The following is a 14,695-nucleotide window of genomic DNA, read 5'->3' on the forward strand; positions in this document are numbered from 1 at the left end:
CGGTAGGCCGCGCCCGGTCCCGCGGTTGCCGGTGACCGGACGGGCGGCGAACGCATGTACCGGTGCGCGCGACCGCCGCGCCGCGGTGGGGAGTTGGGCCGGATGTGTTTGACTTGTCGTTCTGTGGGCATGTCGACAAAACGCTGAAGTGACCTCACGGGTTGCGCTATACCGGATGTACCCAGGTTGCAGGTGGTGCGACGATGGACGTTATGGGGGACAAGGCAACTCTGTTCGAGACAGGGCGATTTGTGCAGCCTTCGGGCGAGGAGCCGACCCGCGACGAGGCCGTTGAGGCCGCTGAGGAGGCACGTCACCGGCTCCACGCCGAAGCCGGTGACGTGGAGTCGATGAGTGTCCTCGGCGCGCTGCTGCTGCGCCGCGGCGACCTCGACGGGGCCGAGCCGCAGTTGCGTGCCGCCACGGCCGCCGGCGACCGGGCCGCCGCCAACAACCTGGGTGTCCTGCTGCACCAGCGCGGCTATCCCGACGAGGCCGCCGGGTGGTGGCGGATCGCCGCCGTGGCCGGTTCCGCGCCGGCCGCCCACGCGCTCGGCCGCCACCACCGCGAGCGCGGGGACGAACCCGCCGCCGAGTACTGGCTGCGCCAGTCCGCCGAGCAGGGCCACCCGCTCGGCGCCTACGCGCTCGCCGACCTGCTGGAGCACCGCGGCGACGCGCACGCCGGCCACTGGATGCGGGCCGCCGCCGAGCGCGGGCACCGCGAGGCCGCCTACCGGCTGGCGCGGGCGCTGGACCGCGGCGCGGGCGACGGGGAGAGCGGGGCCGAGGCCGGTACCGGCGCCGAGAGCGCCGCCGCGGCCGCCGAGGCCGAGCAGTGGTACCGGCAGGCCGCCGCCCGCGGCCACCGGCGGGCCGCGCTGCACCTCGGGGCGATCCTGGAGCGGCGCGGCGACCTGAAGGAGGCCGGACGCTGGTACCTGACCTCCGCCAAGGACGGCGAGGCCCGCGCCGCCTGCGCGCTCGGCTTCCTGCTGCGCGACGCCGGGGACACCGAGAGCGCCGCCGTGTGGTGGCTGCGGGCCGCCCAGGACGGCGACGGCAACGCCGCCAACGCCCTGGGCGCGCTGCACGCCGAGCGCGGCGAGACACAGACCGCCGAGCGCTGGTACCGGGCGGCGATGGACGCGGGCGACGACAACGGGGCGTACAACCTCGCCCTGCTCTGCGCCGAGCAGGGGCGGACTGCGCAGGCCGAGCAGTGGTACCGCCGGGCCGCCTACGCCGGACACCGGGAGGCGGCCAACGCGCTCGCCGTCCTGCTGCTCCAGGTCGGCGACACCGCCGGTGCCGAGCCGTGGTTCTCCAAGGCCGCCGAGGCCGGCAGCGTGGACGCCGCGTTCAACCTCGGGATCCTGTACGCGGGGCGGGGCGAGGACCGCGTGGCGCTGCGCTGCTACGAGCAGGCGGCCGCCGCCGGGCACACCGAGGCCGCACTCCAGGTCGGCATCGCCCGGCTGCGGGAGGGCGACGAGGCGGCCGCCGAGCGGCACCTGCGGTGCGCCGCGGGCGGCGGCAGCGCCGAGGGCGCCTACCGGCTCGCGGCCGTGCTCGACGCGCGGCGGCCGAAGGTCTCCGAGCACGAGCTGGGCGAGCCGTCGGTGCACACCAAGAGCGAGTGCGAGGAGTGGTACGAGCGGGCCGCCTCGCAGGGGCACCGGCGCGCCCAGGTGCGAGTCGGGATGCTCGCCGCCGGCCGCGGGGACGTGGTGGAGGCCGCGCGGTGGTACCGGACGGCGGCCGAGGCCGGGTCGCGCAACGGCGCGTTCAACCTGGGGCTGCTGCTGGCCCGGGAGGGCAGCGAGCCCGAGGCCGCCGTGTGGTGGCAGCGGGCCGCCGACGCGGGGCACGGGCGGGCGGCGTTGCGGCTGGCCCTGGTCTACGCGCGTCGTGGCGAGCTGGCCGAGGGGCAGCGGTGGGCGGACCGGGCGGTGGCGCTGGGACCGGCCGAGGTCAGTGAGCGGGCCGGGCGGCTGCGGGACGCGCTGCGCGAGGAGCTGTCCGCCTGACCCGCCTCTTTTCGCAGGCCAGGCGGGGTGCCGGTAATGGATTTGCTTCTTCTCGCGTGCCTCACGTAATGTTCTGTTCATCGACGCGGGGTGGAGCAGCTCGGTAGCTCGCTGGGCTCATAACCCAGAGGTCGCAGGTTCAAATCCTGTCCCCGCTACTGAAGGCCGAGGGCCGGAATCCGGAAACGGGTTCCGGCCCTCGGTGTTTCCCGGACATGGCGTGTTTCCCGGACATGGCTCTTCCCGGCAGGGGCTCTTCCCGGCAGGGGGCCACGGCAGCGAGAGCCGACACGAAGGCCCCGGCACCACGAGGGTGCCGGGGCCTTCGGGAACGTTTCTCAGGCGCTGGCCGCGCAGTCCGGGCACAGGCCGCGGTACGTCACCTCGACGTCGGAGACCGTGAAGCCGAAGCGCTCCGAGGCGGGAAGGTCGGCCATCGGGTTGCCGGTCGGGTGGACGTCCCGGATCGAGCCGCAGCGCGCGCAGACCAGGTGGTGGTGCGGCTGGTGCGCGTTCGGGTCGTACCGCTTGGCGCGCCTGTCCGTCGAGACTTCCAGGACCTCGCCCAGCGAGACCAGCTCGCCCAGCGTGTTGTAGACGGTCGCCCGGGAGATCTCCGGCAGCTTGACGACGGCCCTGGCGTGGACCTCGTCGGCCGTCAGGTGGACGTGTTCGCCGTCGAGGACCTCGGCCACGACGCGTCGCTGCGCGGTCATCCGCCATCCGCGTCCACGCAGCCGATCCAGAAGGTCACTCATGGCATCCAGCCTAACAGCAGGCCGACCATTTCCCGAACGGGTGTGACTTTGGAGTGGGGCTCGAATTGGACTGAGTCCAATACCGGAGCGGCTGATGGACGGGCGGCGGCGGGGGTGTCAGGCGGGTTGCGGCGCGCGGGCACCGACCCAGCAGCGGATGATGTCGCGGACCGAGACGATGCCGGCCGGTTCGCCGCCGTCCAGCACGATCAGGTGGCGGAAGCCGCCGTGGGCCATCGCCCGCGCCGCCTCCTCCAGGGTCCAGGTCGGGGCGGCGAACACGACGTCGTTGGTGGTGTGGGCGTGGATGGGTTCCGTGTCCGGGTTCTGGCCCAGGCCGACGGAGTCCAGGATGTCGCGTTCGGTGAGGATGCCGATGCCGCCGGCGTCCGGGTCGTGGACGATCGCCGCGCCCACGCGGCGCGCGGACATCAGGACGGCCGCCTGGCGGAGCGTGTGGGCCGGGCCGACGGTGAGGACCACCGTACTCATGGCGTCACGGACGAGCATGGAAGGTGCCACCTCCTAGGGAACCGCGGAGATAGTTCAGCGATTCACAAGTTCACAAAGTGGGGGTTCTCACAGGGTGGCAGGTAAAGCAGGAGTCAACAAGGGGGTGCGGGTAGCCAATTGAGGGCGCACGCGCTCATATGTGCTGGCGCGTCTGCCCCGTTCTGCCTCAGAAGACCGTTTCAGTAACGCTGGGTGAGGTACGACAGCAGCTCGTCGTGGAGCAGGCCGTTGGACGCGGCCGCGTTGCCGCTGTGCGGGCCGGGACGCCCGTCCAGACCGGTGAAGGTGCCGCCGGCCTCCGTGACGACGATCGCGGTGGCCGCCATGTCCCACAGGGACAGCTCCGGCTCGGCGCAGAGGTCCACCGACCCCTCGGCGACCATCATGTACGGCCAGAAGTCGCCGTACGCGCGCGTGCGCCACACGTCACGGGTCAGGTCCAGGAAGCCGTTGAGCTGGCCGCGCTCCTCCCAGCCGCCCAGCGAGGAGTAGGCGAAGGAGGCGTCGGACAGCCTCGAGACCTTGGAGACCTGCAGGCGGGTGGCGGAGGAGAGGCTGCGGCCGGTGTAGGCGCCGTGCCCCAGCGCCGCCCACCAGCGGCGGCCCAGCGCGGGCGCGGAGACCACGCCGACGACCGGCCGGTAGCCGCCCTCGGCCGCCTCCATCAGGGAGATCAGGGTCGCCCAGACGGGCACCCCGCGGACGTAGTTCTTGGTGCCGTCGATCGGGTCGATCACCCAGCGGCGCGGGCCGGTGCCCTCGATGCCGTACTCCTCGCCCAGGACCGCGTCCCGCGGACGGGCCCGCTGCAGCTGACCGCGGATCAGCTCCTCGGCCGCCTTGTCCGCCTCGGTCACCGGGGTCATGTCCGGCTTGGTCTCGACCTTGAGGTCGAGGGCCTTGAAGCGGTCCATGGTGGCGGCGTCGGCGGCGTCCGCGAGCACGTGGGCGAGCCGCAGGTCATCGTGGTAGTCCGGCATGTGACGAACGCTATCTGCCGGGGCGGGCGCGGGGCTACACGGGGACGGGGCGGATACGGGGGATGTCGCGGGGAGGCCGCGGACACGGCGGGTGTCCGGGCGGGGGAGCGGGGCGTCCGGGACGCGCGCGTGGCGGCCCGGGGGCGCCCGCGCGTGTTGGCCGAAGGGCGCCCCCCGGCACCTTCGCGAACCCTTGACAGTGGGTTCGTACGCGTCAAATCTGAGCGCAGAGCCGTCCGCCCCAGGAGGCGATGATGCCTGCAGCCCGGGAATCCCTGCTGGACGCCGCCTACACGGCGCTCGCCCGACGCCCGTGGGCCGCCGTGCGGATGGTCGACGTGGCCGCGGCGGCCGGGGTGTCCCGGCAGACGCTGTACAACGAGTTCGGCAGCAAGGAAGGCCTGGCCAGGGCGCTGGTGCGCCGGGAGGCCGACGGGTACCTCGCGGGGGTGGAGCGGGCGCTGGTCAGCCACACCGAGGCACGCGAGCGGCTGACGGCGACGGCCGAGTGGACGGCCGCGGCGGCACGGGAGAACGTGCTGGTACGGGCGATGCTGACGGGCTGCTGGAGCGAGCGGCTGCCGACGCCGGCGCTGACCGCGGTGCCGTCCTCCTCGGCGGTGCCGGCGCAGCGGAGGGCGGACGGCCCGTTGCCCTCCCCGGGGGACTTCGTGCAGCTCGTGCGGGACCGCGCGGTGGTCGTGCTGGCGGGCGGCGGCGCGGCGCGGGGGAACGGCGAGCTGGCCCGGTCCTGCGAACTGGTGGTCCGGCTGGCGCTGTCGTGCGTGGCCGCGCCACCGGGCGAGGGCGGGGTGGCGGAGCTGGTGCGGGGGGTGCTTTCGCGACAGCCGGTGTGAGCTCACGGCGGCCGGTGCGGTGCACCTTCTCCGGAGGCGGGGTCAGCCGGTGCGGTGCACCCTCTCCGGAGGCGGGGTCAGCCGGTGCGGTGCGCTCTTCTCCGGAGGCGGGTCAGTGGGCGGAGCCCGACAGCTGGAGGCCGATCACGCCCGCGATCACCAGGCTGATGGAGATGATCTTCAGGGTGGACACCAGGTCGCCCAGGAAGATCATGCCGTAGATCGCCGTGCCGGCCGCTCCGATGCCGGTCCACACCGCGTACGCCGGGCCCACGTCCAGCTTCTTCAGGGACAGGGTCAGCAGGCCGAAGCTGCCCAGGGCGAAGGACGCGAACGCGATCGTCGGCCACAGGCGCGTGAAGCCGTGGGAGAGCTTGAGGCAGACGGCGAAGCCGGTCTCCAGAATTCCGGCCACGATCACCAGCAGCCACGCCATGTGCCGTCCTCCCGTAAGTCCAGCTCGGTGCGATTATGCACTTACCGAACTCGGGTCAGCACAAACAACGCGGTGGTCAGTCGCCTTCCTTGCGCTCGCGTGTCGCCAGGAGACGGCGCAGGGAGTACAGGCGGGCGGGGTCCGCGTGACCGTCGGCGACCCACGCGTCCAGTGCGCAGTCCGGCTCGTCGTGACTGCACGCGCGCGGGCAGTTCTCGGTGCCGGGCTCCAGGTCCGGGAAGGCGTGGATCACCCGGGACGGGTCGATGTGCGCCAGCCCGAAGGAGCGGACGCCCGGGGTGTCGACGACCCAGCCGTCGTCGCCGGTGAGCGGCAGGGCCAGGGCCGAGGTCGTGGTGTGGCGGCCGCGGCCGGTCACCGCGTTCACATGACCCGTGGTGCGCCGCAGGTCCTCGGGGACGAGGGCGTTCACCAGGGTCGTCTTGCCGACGCCGGAGTGGCCGACGAACGCCGTGACCTTGCCGTCCAGGTGTTCCTGGACCACCCGGGCCGCGTCCCCCGTCTCCAGTTCCTCGCGGCTCGTGACCACGTAGGGGATCTGCAGGTCGCCGTAGAGTTCGAGGAGCTTGTCCGGCGGGGCCAGGTCCGACTTGGTCATGACCAGCAGCGGCGTGAGACCGCCGTCGAAGGCCGCCACCAGGCAGCGGTCGATGAGGCGCGGGCGCGGCTCCGGGTCGGCCAGGGCCGTGACGATCGCCAGCTGGTCGGCGTTGGCGACGACCACCCGCTCGAACGGATCGTCGTCGTCGGCGGTGCGGCGCAGCACCGACGTCCTGCTCTCGATGCGCACGATCCGGGCCAGGGTGTCCTTCTTGCCGGACAGGTCACCGACCAGGGCCACCCGGTCGCCCACCACCGCGGCCTTGCGGCCCAGCTCGCGGGCCTTCATCGCCAGGACCGTCCGGTCCTCGACCAGGCAGGTCAGCCGGCCCCGGTCGACGGTGAGGACCATGCCCTCCGCCGCGTCCTCGTGGGCCGGGCGGATGTGGGTACGCGGCCGGGTGCCCTTGCGGTTGGGACGCTGGCGGATGTCGTCCTCGTCGGTGTGCTTGCCGTAGCGGCGCATGTCGTACGCCCCTAGGCCCCGTCGCTCCCGAGCATCCCGGTCCACAGGTCGGGGAAGTCCGGCAGGGTCTTCGCCGTGGTCGCCACGTTCTCGATCCGCACGTCCTCCACGGCCAGGCCGATGATCGCACCGGCGGTGGCCATGCGGTGGTCCTCGTAGGTGTGGAAGACGCCGCCGTGCAGCGCGCGCGGGCGGATGTGCAGGCCGTCGGCGGTCTCGGTGACGTCGCCGCCCAGCTCGTTGATCTCCTTGGTGAGCGCGGCCAGCCGGTCCGTCTCGTGGAGGCGGAGATGGGACACGCCCCGCAGGGTCGAGGGGGAGTCGGCGAGCGCGGCGACCGCCGCGATGCCCGGAGTCAGCTCGCCGACGTCACCGAGGTCGACGTCGATGCCGTGGATCCGGCCGGAACCGCTGAACTCCAGGCCGTGGTCGGTCAGTTCGCAGGAACCGCCCATCTCGGTGAAGATCTCGCGCAGCCGGTCACCCGGCTGGGTGGTGCGCGACGGCCAGTCCGGGATCAGCACCCTGCCGCCCGTCACCAGCGCCGCGGCCAGGAACGGCTGGGCGTTGGAGAGGTCCGGCTCGACGGTCAGGTCCCGGCCGAGCAGGGCGCCCGGGGTGACCCGCCAGACGTTCGGCTCACCGCCCGACTCCGGGGTGTCCACCTGGGCGCCGACCGCGCGCAGCATGTCGACGGTCATCCGGATGTGCGGCAGCGAGGGGAGCGAGGCACCGACGTGGCGGACCTCCACGCCCTGGTTGAACCGCGGCCCGGAGAGCAGCAGGGCCGACACGAACTGCGAGGAGGACGAGGCGTCGATCGACACCGGACCGCCCTCCAGGGCGCCGCCGCCGTGCACCGTCAGCGGGAGCGCGCCCCGGCCGTCGTCGTCGATCCGGGCGCCGAGGACGCGCAGGGCGTCGATCACGCCGTGCAGGGGGCGCTCGTAGGAACGGGGGTCGCCGTCGAAGCGGATGTCGCCGGCCGCGAGGGTGGCGACGGGCGGGAGGAAACGCATCACCGTGCCCGCGTTGCCGACGTCGACGGTGGCGGGCCCGCGGAGCCCCGCGGGGATCACCCGCCAGGCCTCGCCGCAGCCCTCGGTGCCGCCCGCGCCGGAGGAACTGGAGGACACCGTCTCCTCGATGCCGACGCCCATCGCGCGCAGGGCGCCGGCCATCAGCAGGGTGTCGCGGGAACGGAGCGGGCGGCGCAGCCAGCCGGGTTCGGAGGCGAGGGCGGCGAGGACCAGGGCGCGGTTGGTGACCGACTTGGACCCGGGCACGTGAACCGTCGCGTCGACGGCTCCGCGCGCGTGCGGGGCGGGCCAGAGGGCGGTAGGTGCGGTGGGGTTTGCGGCCATGGGGTCACTTTAGTGCGCGGCCGGGGTGCCGGGCGCTCCGCGGGACGGGCCGCCCGGCGGGTGCGGGACGGTGGAGGGTTCGCCGGGTCCGCTCGGCACGGCTGCGGGCCGGCACCGCCCCGGGGCCTGCCGGGCCGGCCCGGCCGGTGTGCGCCGAGCCGCTCCGCTCACACGCCGAGCAGCCAGCGGCCGCCGCCGATCAGCGAGCACAGCGAGACCGTGTGGAAGAGGAACAGCCAGACGCCCGCCGGGAGATGGGTCAGCCGCGCCAGCTGGTCCGCGTCCGAGTCGCCGGCACCGCCGCGGGAGCGCTTCGCCTGGAGTTCGAAGGCGGGGCGCACCCCGCCGAGCAGCAGGAACCAGACCACCGCGTAGGCGAAGGCCGCCTGCACCTGCGGCCCCGCCAGCCAGGACACCAGCAGGAACAGGCCGCCCGTCAGGAACACCGTCAGGACGCCGTACGCGTTGCGGATCATCACCAGCATCGCGATGAGCAGGGCCGTCGCGACCCACAGGAGCAGGGTGATGCGGCCGGCGCCGAGCAGGGCCGCGCCGCCCAGGCCCAGGAGCGGCGGCGCGGTGTAGCCGGCCGCCGCGGTGAGGATCATGCCCAGGCCGTGCGGCTTGCCCCGGCTGACCGTCAGGCCGCTGGTGTCGGAGTGCAGCCGGATGCCGGTCAGCCGGCGGCCGGTGAGCAGGGCGACCAGGCCGTGGCCGCCCTCGTGGGCGATCGTGATCGTGTTGCGGGCTATCCGCCACACGGAGTGCGGGACCACCACGGCGGCCGCGGCGGCGAGCGTGGCGACCACCACCCACAGGTCCGGGTCGGGCTGGGAGCCGGTCAGCTCGTCCCAGAGAGAGGTCGCTGTGCTGGTGTCCATGGTCTGCGGTCGTTCCCTCTCGTCGTACGGAGTCGGCAGTGTGGCACGTATGCATGTGCGGACGGGATGACAACGGACGGGAACGGGCCGCCGTCCCCGGCACCGGCCCGGCCGGCGGTCCGGCGCGGGTCCAGCCGTCCCGTCCTCAGTCCTGTTCCGCCGTCCCGGCTTCAGTCCTGGGAGTGAAATGTAGGGTTGTGAAGATGTGCGGACGGTACGCGTCGAGTCGTGGGCCCGAGGACCTGGCCCAGATCTTCGAGGTCGAGAAGTGGGAGCCCGAGGAGACTCTGGAGCCCGACTACAACGTGGCCCCCACCAAGGAGGTCTACGCCGTCCTCGACCGGCCGCTCAAGGACGCCGACGACAGGCGGCCGGTCCGTCAGCTGCGCAGGCTCAAGTGGGGGTTGGTGCCGTCCTGGGCCAAGTCGCCCGAGGGCGGCGCCCGGATGATCAACGCGCGTGCCGAGACCGTGCACGAGAAGCCGTCGTACCGCCGCGCCTTCGCCACCCGCCGCTGCATCCTGCCCGCCGACGGCTACTACGAGTGGGTCACCGCCAAGGACGAGCGGGAGCTCGAAGTGGAGGGAAAGAAGAAGCGGCCGCGCAAGCAGCCGTACTTCGTGCTCCCCGCCGACGGCTCGGTGTTCGCCATGGCCGGACTGTACGAGTTCTGGCGCGACCGGACGCTGCCCGACGAGCACCCGCTGGCCTGGTGGGTCACCTGCTCGGTGATCACCACGGAGGCGGAGACCTCGCCGCTGGCGGTGGCGCCCGCCGAGGGCCCGCGGTCGCTGTCCGACATCCACCCCCGGATGCCGCTGATGCTCACCCCGGACCGCTGGGACGCCTGGCTCGACCCGGCCCGCACCGACGCCGAGGACCTGCGCTCGCTGCTCGCCCCGCCGCCGGAGGGCCTGATGCGCGCCTATCCGGTCGCCACGGCCGTCAGCAACGTCCGCAACAACGGCCCCGAGCTGCTGACGGAACTGGCCGCGCCCGAGGAGAGCACGCTCTTCTAGCCCGCCCGCTTCCGGCCCCGCGGCTTCTACCCTTCTCCCGTGACCCATTCGAAGATCGTCGGTACGGAGGCGGGGGACGCCCGCGTCACCTGGCACGAGGCTCGGCGGGCCCGGCTGGTGCTCGCGCTGGGCCACGGGGCGGGCGGCGGAGTCGAGGCGCGGGACCTCCGGGCGCTCGCCGCGGCCCTGCCCGGCCACGGCGTGAGCGTGGCCCTCGTCGAACAGCCCTGGCGGGTGGCCGGCCGGAAGGTCGCCCCGGCGCCCAGGACGCTCGATGCGGGCTGGCGGGGCGTGTGGCCCGCGCTCGCCGCACCGGGCCTGCCGGTGGTGTCGGGCGGCCGCAGCGCCGGCGCCCGGGTCGCCTGCCGTACCGCGCGGGAGCTGGGCGCAGCGGCCGTCCTCGCGCTGAGCTTCCCGCTGCACCCGCCCGGCAGGCCCGAGAAGTCACGGGCGGAGGAACTGCTGGGGGCCGGGGTGCCCACGCTCGTCGTGCAGGGCGGGAAGGACCCGTTCGGGAAGCCGGCCGAGTTCCCGGACGGCGGATACACCCTCGTCGAGGTGCCGGACGCCGATCACGGCTTCGCCGTGCCCAAAAGGGCAGACATCACGCCGGAAGGGGCAGTGACCATCATCACGGACGCGGTCGTCGCATGGGCCGCGTCACTCGGGTGACGCCCGGGAATGTTGCGCGGCGGACCACTGTTGAGGCGGACAGAAGTGCTGGGGCACCAGCGCCGACGCCGAAGGAGAGGAAGTCCGCCGCATGGGTTCGACCGTATGCCCGAGCCGCAGCAGCAGCGCTGACCTGGACTGGACAGTGCTGCACGCGGCCAAGACCGCTCCCATTCGAGCGGCGGCAGGCACGGGTCGTGTTCTATCCTCCGAGTCGAGTGGGATCGGTTTCGGTCCCGCCCTGGATCTTGAGGAGGTGGGTCCGGTCACCGGTACCGACGCAGGGACCGACGACGGCCAGGCGGAGCTGCCCGAGGGCCAGGGCACGAGCGCGGAGTCGACCTCGGAGCGCACCGCGCGCTTCGAGCGGGACGCGCTGGAGTTCCTCGACCAGATGTACTCGGCCGCGCTGCGCATGACACGCAACCCGGCCGACGCCGAGGACCTGGTGCAGGAGACCTACGCCAAGGCGTACGCGTCCTTCCACCAGTTCCGTGAGGGCACCAACCTCAAGGCGTGGCTGTACCGCATTCTCACCAACACCTTCATCAACTCGTACCGCAAGAAGCAGCGCGAACCCCAGCGCTCCGCGGCCGAGGAGATCGAGGACTGGCAGCTCGCCCGTGCCGAGTCGCACATGTCGACCGGTCTGCGCTCCGCGGAGTCGCAGGCGCTCGACCACCTGCCCGACTCGGACGTGAAGGAAGCGCTGCAGGCGATCCCCGAGGAATTCCGCATCGCCGTCTACCTCGCCGACGTAGAGGGCTTTGCGTACAAGGAGATCGCGGACATCATGGGGACACCCATCGGTACGGTGATGTCCCGGCTGCACCGGGGCCGCCGTCAACTGCGCGGCATGCTGGAGGACTACGCGCGTGAGCGCGGACTCGTCCCGGCCGGCGCCGGAGAGTCGAACGAAGCGAAAGGCTCGGGCTCATGAGCTGCGGAGAGCCGCACGAGACGGACTGCAGTGAGGTACTCGATCATCTGTACGAGTTCCTCGACAGCGAGGTGCCGGACGTCGATCGCGTCAAGTTCAAGCAGCACTTCGACGAGTGCTCCCCCTGCCTGGAGAAGTACGGGCTGGAGGAGGCCGTGAAGAAGCTGGTCAAGCGGTGCTGCGGCCATGACGACGTGCCCACCGACCTGCGGGCCAAGGTCCTGGGCCGGCTGGACCTGATCCGCTCAGGCCAGGCCGTCCCGGAGCACGACGTCACGGCCGCCGAGCCCGCTCCGGTCGCCCCGCAGGAGCGCTGAGCGCGCACCCGGCGCGCCTCGCCGGACGGTTCCGCCACCGGTGGTCCGTCACCCGAATGTGCTAATCCTCCGCTCATCACCCCCGGACCCTCCGGCCGCCGCCTAGGCTCCGGAGCCTGGACAGGCATGGTCGGGGGAGGGCGCGATGGAGGCGGTACCGGCACGGGCGCGCGCGTACGTGACGTGCGCCGCCCTCGGCGCCGTGTGCTGCCTGCTCCCGCTGCCCGGCCTGCGGACGACGTGGTGGGCGGTGGCCCTGCTGGCCGCGCTGTACGCGTCCTGCGAGCACGTCGTACGACGGCGGTTCGACGGCACGTTCTACCCGGTGCTGCTCGCCGGCGCGTTCCTGCTGCCGCCGTCCGCCGCCGCGCTGGTGGCCCTGCCGGGCGCGCTCCTCTCGCACGTCGAGCAGCGCCCGCGCACCCTCCGGCGGATCTGGCGGGCCGCCGAACTGACTCTCGCCGTGTGGAGCGCGGGACAGGTCCACCGGGCCCTGGGCGGCCGGGACTCCGTGGCGGGGTGCGACTTTCCCTACGCGCTGCTGCCGTGCGCGGCGGCGGTGCTGGCGTTCTGCGGGGTCCTCGCCCTGCTGGACGGCGGGATCCTCGCCCTCGCCGAGCGCGTACCGGCACGCCGGGCCTGGCGGGGGCTGCTCTCCCGCTCCCTCGCGCCGATCGGGGTGCACGGGCTGGCCGGCCTGATGATGGCCGTGCTGTGGCGCAGCCCCTTCGGTCCCGTCGCCGCGCTGCTCGTGCTCCTGCCGATGTGCGTCTCCTGGTGGGCCTTCGCCCAGTACCACCGGGAACGGGCCGCCCACCAGGCCACCATCCGCGCGCTCGTGCAGGCCGTCGACATCAAGGACGGCTACACCCGCGGGCACAGCGAACGCGTCGGGCAGGCCTCCGTGATGATCGCGCGCGAGCTGGGCCTGGACGACGAGCGGGTGGAGGTGCTCCGCTTCGCCGGGATCCTGCACGACGTGGGGAAGCTCGGCGTCCCGACCCGGCTGCTGCGCAAGGACGGACCGCTCACCCCCGAGGAACGGCGGATCATCCAGCTCCACCCCGAGTACGGCCACGAGATGGTGCGCGGGATCTCCTTCCTCGGCGAGGCACGGGCGGCGATCCTCCACCACCACGAGCGCATCGACGGCAGCGGCTACCCCTACGGCCTGGCCGGCAGTCAGATCCCGCAGTCCGCCCGCGTGGTGGCCGTCGCCGACGCCTTCGACGCGATGACCTCGACCCGCTCCTACAGCCGCGCCCGGCCGGTCGCGGCGGCGGTGCGGGAGCTACGGCGCTGCGCGGGCCGCCAGTTCGACACCGAGGCCGTCGACGCGCTGGACCGCGCGCTGGCCAGACAGGGCTGGCACCCCGCGGTGACCGCCGACGACCCCGCGGCCGGCCCGTCCGCCGTCCGCCGTCCGCACGGCGCGGCCCAGAGCGTCGGCCGGGGCACCCCATGACGACCCACGACCCCTCGCTCGCCCCGGCGCGGACCGCCGCCGGGACCACCGGAGCGCTCCCGGACCTCCGGGAGCCGGAGCGGGTCCCCGCCGTCCTCGCCGGCATCCGGGCCGCCGCGCTCCTGCTCGCCCTCGGCTGCCTCGCCGGCACCCTCTGGGAGGGGCTGGCCGACCGGCGGATCGCGCTCGCCTTCGGAGGACTCGTCGCCGTCGGCGAGCTGAGCCGGCGCACCGGCGTCGCGGCCCGGGAGGACGCCCCGCTCGCGGCCGCAGGAGGACTCGCCTACGCGCTGCTGGGCGCCGACGGCGGGGCCGCCACGCACGACGGGGCCTTCCAGGTCGTCACCGTGGTCTGCGCGGCCTCGCTGCTCGGCAGCGTGTCCCACATCGCCGACGGCCGCCGGCCCACGCTCGACCGTCTCGCCCGCCGCGCGCTCACCGTCGGCTTCGCCGCCGTCTGCTTCCAACCCCTCTACAGCAGGGGCGTGTTGAAGCACTGGAGCGGACCGGCGTATGCGCTGCTGCTGATCGCGCTGCTGGTGCTCACCGCGCTGTGCGACGCCGTGCTCGCCGCCGCGCAGGCGCGCTCGCGGACCGGCTGGCCTTTCGGGCCGCTGCTCCGCGACGAACTGCGCGGACTGCTCGGCATCGGGTCCGCCGTCTGCGCCACCGGCGCGGTCATGGCCCTGGCCGTGGCCGTCGTCGGCCTGTGGGCGCTGCCCGTCTTCTGCCTGCCCCTCCTGCTCACCCAGCTCGCGCTGCGCCGGTACGCGGCCGTGCGGACCACCTACCGGCAGACCATCGCCTCCCTGGCCCGGGCCACCGAGATCGCGGGGTACACCCCGGCCGGCCATGCCCGGCGGGTGGCCGTGCTGAGCCGGGCCGTCGGGCGTGACCTGGGACTGTCCGGCGCCGAGCTCACCGTGCTGGAGTACGCGGCGCTGATGCACGACATCGGCCAGCTGAGCCTGGTCGACCCGGTGCCGGCCGGGGCCACGGCCGTCCTGCCGCCGGCCGAGCAGCGCCGGATCGCCCTGCTCGGCGGAGCCGTCGTGCGGCAGACCGGAGTGGCCGGGGCGGTCGCCGTGGTCGTGGAGCGGCAGGCCGACCCCTACCGGGAGCAGCCGCTCGCCGCGCGCATCGTCCGGGTCGTCAACGCGTACGAGGAGAAGGCCCGGGACTCGGGGCCCGGCGGGCCGTTGACGGCGCTCGAGGAGTTACGGCTGGCCACCGCGGGGGACTACGCTCCCGAGGTCGTGGAGTCCTTGGCGCGCGTGCTCTCCAGAGACTGTCTGACCCTGCGCGCGGCTGGGTAACCCATGGGTAATGAGCGGCCCTCCACCCGTCCGTGGTTGGATGCGAGGGAGAGGGTGATG

15 protein-coding genes and 1 tRNA gene are annotated in these 14,695 nt (G+C 73.5%); 9 read left to right on the forward strand and 7 right to left on the reverse strand.

Features of this window, described 5'->3' with window-relative positions:
* Positions 1–203: 203 nt before the first annotated feature.
* A complete protein-coding gene (locus ACIQOE_RS17735; protein ID WP_365556588.1) occupies positions 204–2,030 on the forward strand; it encodes a tetratricopeptide repeat protein in 1,827 nt (608 codons plus the stop codon).
* 84 nt (positions 2,031–2,114) lie between these two features.
* Positions 2,115–2,188: transfer RNA gene (locus ACIQOE_RS17740), tRNA-Met, on the forward strand.
* A 180-nt stretch (positions 2,189–2,368) separates the two neighbouring features.
* On the opposite strand, the gene ACIQOE_RS17745 is transcribed toward ACIQOE_RS17740, so the two are convergent.
* The 3 genes from ACIQOE_RS17745 to hisN all read right to left on the reverse strand — a co-directional run bounded on the left by ACIQOE_RS17745 (position 2,369) and on the right by hisN (position 4,281).
* Positions 2,369–2,788 carry a Fur family transcriptional regulator gene (locus ACIQOE_RS17745; RefSeq protein WP_351321687.1) on the reverse strand — a complete coding sequence of 140 codons (420 nt, stop codon included), beginning with the start codon at positions 2,786–2,788 and terminating at the stop codon, positions 2,369–2,371.
* Between the two features lie 117 nt (positions 2,789–2,905).
* Positions 2,906–3,298 carry a cyclic nucleotide-binding/CBS domain-containing protein gene (locus tag ACIQOE_RS17750; RefSeq protein WP_401412263.1) on the reverse strand — a complete coding sequence of 131 codons (393 nt, stop codon included), beginning with the start codon at positions 3,296–3,298 and terminating at the stop codon, positions 2,906–2,908.
* A gap of 182 nt (positions 3,299–3,480) precedes the next feature.
* Positions 3,481–4,281, reverse strand: a complete 801-nt coding sequence (hisN, locus tag ACIQOE_RS17755) for a histidinol-phosphatase (protein ID WP_362643850.1) — start codon at positions 4,279–4,281, stop codon at positions 3,481–3,483.
* A 251-nt stretch (positions 4,282–4,532) separates the two neighbouring features.
* Here hisN and ACIQOE_RS17760 point away from each other — a divergent pair, with 251 nt between their 5' ends.
* Positions 4,533–5,138 (forward strand): helix-turn-helix domain-containing protein, encoded by a 606-nt coding sequence (locus tag ACIQOE_RS17760; RefSeq protein WP_351321693.1) that lies wholly within the window; start codon positions 4,533–4,535, stop codon positions 5,136–5,138.
* 112 nt (positions 5,139–5,250) lie between these two features.
* Here ACIQOE_RS17760 and ACIQOE_RS17765 read toward each other — a convergent pair whose 3' ends face one another.
* From ACIQOE_RS17765 to ACIQOE_RS17780, 4 genes are all read right to left on the reverse strand, one after another.
* Positions 5,251–5,574 (reverse strand): multidrug efflux SMR transporter, encoded by a 324-nt coding sequence (locus tag ACIQOE_RS17765; protein WP_351321695.1) that lies wholly within the window; start codon positions 5,572–5,574, stop codon positions 5,251–5,253.
* 76 nt (positions 5,575–5,650) lie between these two features.
* Entirely contained in the window at positions 5,651–6,661 is a 1,011-nt protein-coding gene (gene rsgA / locus ACIQOE_RS17770) for a ribosome small subunit-dependent GTPase A (protein ID WP_351321697.1), read from the reverse strand.
* Positions 6,662–6,672: 11 nt separating this feature from the next.
* Positions 6,673–8,025, reverse strand: a complete 1,353-nt coding sequence (gene aroA / locus ACIQOE_RS17775; RefSeq protein ID WP_362643848.1) for a 3-phosphoshikimate 1-carboxyvinyltransferase — start codon at positions 8,023–8,025, stop codon at positions 6,673–6,675.
* A 167-nt stretch (positions 8,026–8,192) separates the two neighbouring features.
* Positions 8,193–8,906, reverse strand: coding sequence for a M50 family metallopeptidase (locus ACIQOE_RS17780; protein WP_351321701.1), 714 nt, complete (start codon positions 8,904–8,906; stop codon positions 8,193–8,195).
* 203 nt (positions 8,907–9,109) lie between these two features.
* On the opposite strand from ACIQOE_RS17780, the gene ACIQOE_RS17785 reads away from it, so the two are divergent.
* From ACIQOE_RS17785 to ACIQOE_RS17810, 6 genes are all read left to right on the forward strand, one after another.
* Entirely contained in the window at positions 9,110–9,925 is an 816-nt protein-coding gene (locus ACIQOE_RS17785; protein WP_365556582.1) for an SOS response-associated peptidase, read from the forward strand.
* A gap of 39 nt (positions 9,926–9,964) precedes the next feature.
* Positions 9,965–10,597, forward strand: a complete 633-nt coding sequence (locus tag ACIQOE_RS17790; RefSeq protein ID WP_399012209.1) for an alpha/beta family hydrolase — start codon at positions 9,965–9,967, stop codon at positions 10,595–10,597.
* 256 nt (positions 10,598–10,853) lie between these two features.
* Positions 10,854–11,537, forward strand: a complete 684-nt coding sequence (sigR, locus tag ACIQOE_RS17795; RefSeq protein WP_351936678.1) for an RNA polymerase sigma factor SigR — start codon at positions 10,854–10,856, stop codon at positions 11,535–11,537.
* A complete protein-coding gene (rsrA, locus tag ACIQOE_RS17800) occupies positions 11,534–11,854 on the forward strand; it encodes a mycothiol system anti-sigma-R factor (RefSeq protein ID WP_351321709.1) in 321 nt (106 codons plus the stop codon). Before sigR ends, rsrA begins: the two co-directional genes overlap by 4 nt.
* A 145-nt stretch (positions 11,855–11,999) precedes the next feature.
* Positions 12,000–13,319, forward strand: coding sequence for an HD-GYP domain-containing protein (locus ACIQOE_RS17805; protein WP_399012206.1), 1,320 nt, complete (start codon positions 12,000–12,002; stop codon positions 13,317–13,319).
* Positions 13,220–14,635 (forward strand): HD-GYP domain-containing protein, encoded by a 1,416-nt coding sequence (locus tag ACIQOE_RS17810; RefSeq protein WP_399012458.1) that lies wholly within the window; start codon positions 13,220–13,222, stop codon positions 14,633–14,635. Before ACIQOE_RS17805 ends, ACIQOE_RS17810 begins: the two co-directional genes overlap by 100 nt.
* The last annotated feature ends 60 nt before the right edge of the window (positions 14,636–14,695 follow it).

The sequence above is a fragment of the Streptomyces sp. NPDC091282 genome (genome assembly GCF_044757385.1).
Classification (GTDB): domain Bacteria; phylum Actinomycetota; class Actinomycetes; order Streptomycetales; family Streptomycetaceae; genus Streptomyces; species Streptomyces gramineus.

Coding starts and splice junctions, on each gene's coding strand:
- ACIQOE_RS17735 (WP_365556588.1), top strand. CDS start 204: ATGGACGTTATGGGGGACAAGGCAACTCTGTTCGAGACAGGGCGATTT.
- ACIQOE_RS17750 (WP_401412263.1), bottom strand. CDS start 3,298: ATGCTCGTCCGTGACGCCATGAGTACGGTGGTCCTCACCGTCGGCCCG.
- rsrA (WP_351321709.1), top strand. CDS start 11,534: ATGAGCTGCGGAGAGCCGCACGAGACGGACTGCAGTGAGGTACTCGAT.
- aroA (WP_362643848.1), bottom strand. CDS start 8,025: ATGGCCGCAAACCCCACCGCACCTACCGCCCTCTGGCCCGCCCCGCAC.
- ACIQOE_RS17805 (WP_399012206.1), top strand. CDS start 12,000: ATGGAGGCGGTACCGGCACGGGCGCGCGCGTACGTGACGTGCGCCGCC.
- ACIQOE_RS17765 (WP_351321695.1), bottom strand. CDS start 5,574: ATGGCGTGGCTGCTGGTGATCGTGGCCGGAATTCTGGAGACCGGCTTC.
- hisN (WP_362643850.1), bottom strand. CDS start 4,281: ATGCCGGACTACCACGATGACCTGCGGCTCGCCCACGTGCTCGCGGAC.
- ACIQOE_RS17760 (WP_351321693.1), top strand. CDS start 4,533: ATGATGCCTGCAGCCCGGGAATCCCTGCTGGACGCCGCCTACACGGCG.
- ACIQOE_RS17780 (WP_351321701.1), bottom strand. CDS start 8,906: ATGGACACCAGCACAGCGACCTCTCTCTGGGACGAGCTGACCGGCTCC.
- ACIQOE_RS17785 (WP_365556582.1), top strand. CDS start 9,110: ATGTGCGGACGGTACGCGTCGAGTCGTGGGCCCGAGGACCTGGCCCAG.
- rsgA (WP_351321697.1), bottom strand. CDS start 6,661: ATGCGCCGCTACGGCAAGCACACCGACGAGGACGACATCCGCCAGCGT.
- ACIQOE_RS17745 (WP_351321687.1), bottom strand. CDS start 2,788: ATGAGTGACCTTCTGGATCGGCTGCGTGGACGCGGATGGCGGATGACC.